Source organism: Mesorhizobium sp. WSM4814 (assembly GCF_055811595.1).
The window spans coordinates 385,129-391,625 of the sequence record NZ_JBVVQT010000004.1; the positions used below are offsets into that span (position 1 = coordinate 385,129).

General features: G+C 62.6%; 7 protein-coding genes and 1 pseudogene. 3 read left to right on the forward strand and 5 right to left on the reverse strand.

Annotated elements, in window-relative coordinates:
• Positions 1-133: 133 nt before the first annotated feature.
• Positions 134-1,438: a metal-dependent hydrolase family protein gene (locus AC0L2V_RS10385; protein WP_473513682.1), complete on the reverse strand. Its 1,305-nt coding sequence runs from the start codon at positions 1,436-1,438 to the stop codon at positions 134-136.
• 492 nt (positions 1,439-1,930) lie between these two features.
• Between AC0L2V_RS10385 and AC0L2V_RS10390 the strand changes: the two genes are divergently transcribed.
• Positions 1,931-2,542 carry a LysE family translocator gene (locus AC0L2V_RS10390; protein ID WP_473513684.1) on the forward strand — a complete coding sequence of 204 codons (612 nt, stop codon included), beginning with the start codon at positions 1,931-1,933 and terminating at the stop codon, positions 2,540-2,542.
• A 328-nt stretch (positions 2,543-2,870) separates the two neighbouring features.
• Here AC0L2V_RS10390 and AC0L2V_RS10395 read toward each other — a convergent pair whose 3' ends face one another.
• Positions 2,871-3,542 carry a VOC family protein gene (locus AC0L2V_RS10395; protein ID WP_473520027.1) on the reverse strand — a complete coding sequence of 224 codons (672 nt, stop codon included), beginning with the start codon at positions 3,540-3,542 and terminating at the stop codon, positions 2,871-2,873.
• 391 nt (positions 3,543-3,933) lie between these two features.
• Between AC0L2V_RS10395 and AC0L2V_RS10400 the strand changes: the two are divergent.
• Positions 3,934-4,145, forward strand: a pseudogene (locus AC0L2V_RS10400) (LysE family translocator); the annotation flags it as partial.
• 12 nt (positions 4,146-4,157) lie between these two features.
• Here AC0L2V_RS10400 and AC0L2V_RS10405 read toward each other — a convergent pair.
• Entirely contained in the window at positions 4,158-4,544 is a 387-nt protein-coding gene (locus AC0L2V_RS10405) for a nuclear transport factor 2 family protein (protein WP_473513687.1), read from the reverse strand.
• A 17-nt stretch (positions 4,545-4,561) separates the two neighbouring features.
• On the reverse strand, positions 4,562-5,011 hold the full coding sequence (locus tag AC0L2V_RS10410; RefSeq protein ID WP_287074326.1) for an OsmC family protein: 450 nt from the start codon (positions 5,009-5,011) through the stop codon (positions 4,562-4,564).
• Positions 5,012-5,129: 118 nt separating this feature from the next.
• On the opposite strand from AC0L2V_RS10410, the gene AC0L2V_RS10415 reads away from it, so the two are divergent.
• Positions 5,130-5,741: a TetR/AcrR family transcriptional regulator gene (locus AC0L2V_RS10415; protein WP_287256067.1), complete on the forward strand. Its 612-nt coding sequence runs from the start codon at positions 5,130-5,132 to the stop codon at positions 5,739-5,741.
• Positions 5,742-5,897: 156 nt separating this feature from the next.
• On the opposite strand, the gene AC0L2V_RS10420 is transcribed toward AC0L2V_RS10415, so the two are convergent.
• Positions 5,898-6,497, reverse strand: a 600-nt coding sequence (locus AC0L2V_RS10420; protein ID WP_473520028.1) for a TCP-1/cpn60 chaperonin family protein, incomplete at its 5' end; no start/stop codon positions are given.

Sequence of the window (6,497 nt, forward strand, 5' to 3'; positions counted from 1 at the left end):
CTCGATAGGTCTCAGTTTGAATTTCCACCTCCGGTGGGAAGCCGTCATTCCTGGTCGCTCGGCTGTGGAATTCCAGCGCTCTGCGGCCAGGCCATCGGATGCGTCGAGTAGAGACGGGCGGCTCAGTCGTTCCTCACTGAGTCAGCGTGTTTTTGTAGATCAGGCCGTCCTTCATGATGATTTTGAAGTTGTTGGCAGGATCGGCCACCAGGTCGAGGTTCTCCAGCGGATTGCCTTCGACGAGCAGGAGGTCGGCGAGCGCGCCCTCTTCGATCACGCCGAGCTTTCCCGGATAGGGATTGCGAAGGCCCGACAGCGCGAGCAGCTCGGCATTGGTCCCGGTCGCCATGACGAGTGCTTCGGCAGGCGTGTACCAGCGCACAAGCGACGCCAGGATTGCTCCCTGCTGCTTCGCCAGCGCGCGGGAGAACAGGACATCGGTGCCCCATGCCGTCTTGATCTTGTATTTCTTCGCGAGTTCGTAGGTCCTGCCGATGCCTGGCCACACCTCATCGGCCTTGGCTCGCTCGACCGAACCCTCTCGGAGGCCTGTCCTCATCAATTCGGGAAGCGGCTGCAAGCTCAGCCAAACGTCCTTTTCGGCGATCAGCTTGGCGGTTGCCTCGTCCATGAGGAAGCCGTGTTCGATGCACTTGACGCCAGCCGCGACAGCCTTCCGGATCGCATCCGAGGTGAAGGCGTGCGCGGCGACGTAGGTGCCCCAATTCTCGGCAATTTCAACGGCGGCCCGCAGTTCGGGCTCGGTGAAGGTGGTGACGTCGAGCGGGCTGTGGGGCGACGACACTCCACCGCCCGCTGTCAGCTTCAGCAGCGCGGCCCCCTGCATGAATTGCTCGCGGGCACGCAAACGCACCTCGTCGGGGCTGTCCACGACTATGCTGCCGCCGTTCCTCTCCATGGGGGTGAACAAGCCGCCGATCGTCCGGGGCAAGTCGCTGAGCTGGCGGAAATCCCCATGCCCGCTGGTCACGGTGATCATGGCTCCGGACGGATAGATGCGCGGTCCCGCGACGATGCCTTGATCTATCGCGCGCTTGAGGCCGAACACCGGCCCGCCCACGTCGCGAACGGTGGTGAAGCCGCGCATCAGTGTATCCGTCGCCTCGTCGCCGGCCGCAAGATTGGCGAAGCCGATGTCGCCCATCGCCTCTGCCGGGGTGGATGCAATCAGCATTGCGTGCCAATGCGCATCGATCAGCCCCGGCATCAGCGTTCGCCCGTTGCCGGCGATGCGCTGCGCGCCCTCGGCCGCGATGGGACTTGTCGAAATCCGCGCGATCAGCTTGCCCTGCACCAGCACACTCGACGGAGCCGAAAGTGCGGCGCCCTTCCCGTCGAAGATACGGACGTTTTCGAAAAGCACGTCATCGGCGCTCGCGCTGGCGCAAAGTCCAAGCAGGAGAGCCGCCGCAAGCATTTGTCTGCCAGAGCGAAGAATCGTGAAAACCGGGCGCACAACAAAGAACAACACAGCGGCGCAGGACAGGGCATGCGCCGCAACCTTGCCTTTCGTCAGCTCCTGCGATCCAAAGGATTTGTGACACATGACGATTATCCCGCTTCAGGAGAGGTGGTCACGGCGCAAGGACAAGTTTGTAGCTTACACGGCATCGGGTCAAGAAGTGTTCCGGACTGGCACCGGACTGGCCTCGTTCGCAGTGAAGGTGGTGTCCAAAGTCAGGCCAATGCGATGACGGCAGGGCCAGCAGTGCAAGGTTTGCCTTAGGAAACGAGCTGACGATTCTGACGAAACGTCGCCTACGGGAGTTGGTTTTAAAATCCCGCCGAGGGATACCGCCTTGGGTCGTGACCCGAAATTCGAAATGAGGCACTAACGGTCTTCGGGCTGGCTTGTGCCTGCGCGTTTCGCTGGCTACCTTGCCGGCGGCAGGTCACCGGAGGACGCATCGTGAGCATCGAATTCTTGTTGACGTCGCTGATCGTCGTGGCTTCGCCCGGCACCGGCGTTCTCTATACGCTGAGCGCCGGACTTTCGCGTGGCGCGCGCGCCAGCATCATCGCGGCTTTTGGTTGCACGCTCGGCATCATTCCGCACATGGCGGCCGCCATCACCGGTCTGGCGGCGCTGCTGCACACCAGCGCGCTCGCCTTCGAGACGCTGAAATATCTGGGCGTCGCCTATCTGCTCTACATGGCATGGAACACGCTGAAGGAGAGCGGTAGCTTGAACGTCGGGCAGGATGCCGCGCCGCGCTCGGCCGGCAAGGTGATCACCTCTGGCATCCTCATCAACATCCTCAACCCGAAGCTGTCGATCTTCTTCTTCGCCTTCCTGCCGCAGTTCGTCAGCACCACCGAACCGCATGCGCTGTCGAAGATGCTGGAGCTCAGCTCCGTCTTCATGCTTTTGACCTTCATCGTCTTTGTCGGCTACGGCATCTTCGCCGCCTCGATCCGCAGCCATGTCGTGTCGCGGCCGATGGTGCTCACCTGGATGCGCCGCACCTTCGCCGGCGCCTTCGTCGCGCTCGGCGCAAAACTGGCGCTGACCGAGCGGTAGAGCCGCCGGTGCTACCCCTTCATGTAGCCATCGCCTCGACGATCCGCCCGTTCCCGACGCGCATCAGGTTGACGCCGCGCAGCGAGTTGCCGTCGGCCATGAAATAGCGCCAGATGGAGGCCGCTTTGCGCCCGAAGATAAGAGCACGGTCGCTTGCAAGCGAGTCTGCCCGCGAAACATCAAAACGTTATCGCTAATGCCTCAAAGCGTGGTTGGGTGCCGGGATGCGCACGCCCTGCACTTCGATCGAGCCGCCGAGGGCGCTGGCTCCTCGATCAAAGGGTTACTATTGCGTCGATGCTGTTTCAAATGACGTCGTGATCCATCCTTACAGCGGCAGCGGCTTGCCAGCCTGCTCGGCCACCATGTACTCGGCATACCAGTCCGGCCAGTTCTCATCACGCTGGCCGCCTGTCCGCTTCTCGTGCTCGCCATGGGCCGCAGACGCACGCCGGAGCGCGGCCGCGAGTTCGGCCGGCGAGACAAATGTGGTGTCGTCAGCGTCGACGCGGCCGGGCGCTCGCGCAGTGACCTCCTGCAACAGCCAGACATTTCCGGACGGATCGCTGAAGGAGGCCCACGAGGAGTAGCTGCGCCGCTCAGGGTCCGGACCGCTGACACGGCCTTCACTGCCGGCATAGTGGTAAACCTCGCTCACGTCGACACCGCGATCGGCGAGTTCGGCGCGCGCTGCCTCGATGTCTGACACGACGAGCTCGCCAACACTTTCGAGGACATCGAGCTCGACCCGGGGGTAGGGCCCTGGGGTGACCCCTGAGCCGAAGACTATCGAACACGAGGAGCCCGGAGGCGTAAACTGGATGACACGAAATTCGTCGCCTGTGATGTCGGCGTCGAGCCTCCAACCCAAGCCGCCGTAAAATCGCTTGGCTCGATCGACGTCCGAAACGGGGATGACGGCGACTTCGAGCTTGATGTCGACCCTTCGCGCTGACGGGGTTGCGATTGCGGCTTCGCCGCGCTCCTGAATACCATTCATGACGATCTCCTTGGGTTTGGATGCGTTGCGTTATCTTCAACGTCGCGCGCTGGCCGGTGCCCGTGGTGGCTGTTCATGCATGCAAACGGGATTTGAGGCTACGGGGCCGCACCTATGCCGCCGAACCTCGCGATGCTCTTCTGGATGTGCACATATCCGGTAGCGCGAACTCGCGCCCGCTAATCCGAGATGGACTTCGCGGCGGACGAACGCGCCCTACGTTTTGGCAGGCTGATCGCTGATCGGCAAAAAATATTGACGACTAAATCTGGTAGCATTCTTATTGTATTGCAGCAAATCAACTCCCAAAATCAAAGTCCAATCGAGGACGAGCGAACTTCCGCTGCGGGTGATGGACACACCCTGCTGCAGAACCCGGCAAAGGCCACACGTCAGCACCACCGAGCCGCACGCACTGTCGAAGATGCTGGAGCTATCGAGCGTCTTCATGCTTTTGACCTTCGTCGTCTTTGTCGGCTACGGCATCTTCGCCGCCTCGATCCGCATGTCGTGTCGCGGCCCGTAGTGCTGACCTGGATGCGCCGCACCTTCGCCGGGGCCTTCGTCATGCTTGGCGCAAAACTGGCGCTGACCGAGCGGTAGCGCGTGTTGGCGCTAGCCCTTGACGTATCCCATCGCTTCGACGATCAGCCCGTCCGCTACGCGCATCAGATTGACGCCACGGATGGAGTTGCCGTCGGCAGGCCAGTAACGCCAGCGGATTGTCGCCCGTTCACCGGCGATGAACGTCTCCTCGATGTCAAAACGGGTGCCGGGTTCGCTGGCGATCGCCGACCACAGCCGCACGCATGCCTCACGGCCGGCATGGCGGGCGCCATCCGGCGCCGGCACGGTGTTTTCGATGACGCAGTCCTCGGCCACCAGCTCGGCGAGCGCCGACGGATCATGAAGCTGGAACACGTCGTTGAAGCGCCGCATGATATCGGCCGTCTGTCTGGATTGGTCGTCTGGATGGACGACCATGATGCTATCCCGTTCCATCTCGGTACTTCCTGATTTCATTTTTCCGCAGCGGCGGCCGTGACGAGGTCGGCCTTGAGCCTGATATCCGCCACGCCCGCCAAAGCGCGCGAGACGAGGCATGTTGCTTTCGCCGATTGGGCAAGGCGCTGGAATTCCTCGGGCGCCAGGCCCGGAATTTCGGCTTCCGTTTCGAGGTCGATGCGGGTGAGCGTCGGTCCGGCCGTGCTCGTGCCGAGATGCACCTTGGCGACGGTGTGAATCCCTACGGGGACATGGCCGCCGCTGCCCAGTATGGCGCTCAACGCCATTGAAAAGCAGCCGGCATGTGCCGCCGCAATCAGTTCCTCGGGATTGGTGCCGGGACCGTTTTCGAAGCGCGATGGGAAGGAATAGGCGCCTTCGAAGACGCCGCTGCCGAGCCGCAGCCGGCCCGAGCCTTCTTTCAACGAACCCTGCCATTGGGCCTCTGCTTCACGAATGGTCATTTTGTCGTTCTCCTCTTCGATGGAATGACGCCGAATATATAGACTGATCTACATATTATATAGACCGATTGTCATATTCGGCGCAAGCCTATAGTGCTCACTCCTGACAGAGGTTGACATGGCGAACGACACCCGCATCCGCATGATCGAGGCGACGGCGCTGCTGCTGAGGCAGCGCGGCTATCACGGTACCTCGCTCAACGACATCTTGAGCGCCTCCGGTGCGCCGAGAGGATCGCTCTACTTTCATTTTCCGGGCGGCAAGGACCAATTGGTCATCGAGGTGACGCGCGACAGCGTGGACAAGGTGTCTCGATGGCTTGGCGAAGAACTGGCCGCCGAAACGGATCCGGCGGTGGCTGTCCACCACATCTACCAGTCGGTCGCACGCATGCTGGAGGACAACCAGTTCACGCTTGGCTGTCCGATCGCACCCGTGGTGCTGGACTCGCCGGCCGACGTGCCGGAACTGGCCGAACTGTGCCGGTCGGCTTTCGAGCAATGGGTAGGCCTGCTGCAGGCGGCCTTCGTCAGGGCAGGGGTGCCTGAGCGCCGCGCCCGCGCCCTGGCGCTGCTTGTCGAATCATCGCTGGAAGGGCTGATGGTGATCGCGCGCGCCAGCCGCGACCGCGCCCCGGTGCTGGCGGTGGCCGATGAAGTCGCAGCGCTGATTGAGGGTGCATTGCCGGCCAAAGGGGAACTGACACGGCGCATTGACGCCGCCGTCTGAGCCGGGCAGCCCGCTAAATTAAGCAAACAAAAAGGGCGCCTTTCGGCGCCCTTTCCGTGAATGCGAGGCAATGCTGGATTAGAAATCCATGCCGCCACTCAAGCCCGCTTGCGGGCTTGAGCAACTTAGATTCATGGGCGTGCTTTATGGATTTCCTTAGAAATCCATGCCGCCCATGCCGCCCATGCCGCCGCCGCCCATGCCGCCTGGCATGCCGCCGCCAGCCGACTCCTTCTTCGGAGCCTCCGCGATCATGGCTTCGGTGGTGACCAGCAGGCCGGCGACCGAGGCCGCGTCCTGGAGAGCCGTGCGCACGACCTTGACCGGATCGACGATACCCATGGCAATCATGTCGCCATATTCGCCGGTCTGGGCGTTGAAGCCGAAGGTCGGGCCCTTGTTCTCGAGGATCTTGCCGGCAACGATCGATGCTTCCGCACCGGCGTTGGCCGCGATCTGACGGGCCGGAGCCTGCAGCGCGCGACGCACGATGGCGATGCCAGCGGTCTGGTCGGAGTTGGCGCCGACAGCCTTGATGCTCAGCGAAGCGCGCAGCAGTGCGACGCCGCCGCCGGGAACGATGCCTTCTTCGACGGCCGCGCGGGTCGCGTTGAGGGCGTCATCGACGCGGTCCTTCTTTTCCTTGACTTCGATCTCGGTCGCACCGCCGACACGGATGACGGCAACGCCGCCCGCCAGCTTGGCGAGACGTTCCTGCAGCTTCTCCTTGTCGTAGTCCGAGGTGGTCTCCTCGAT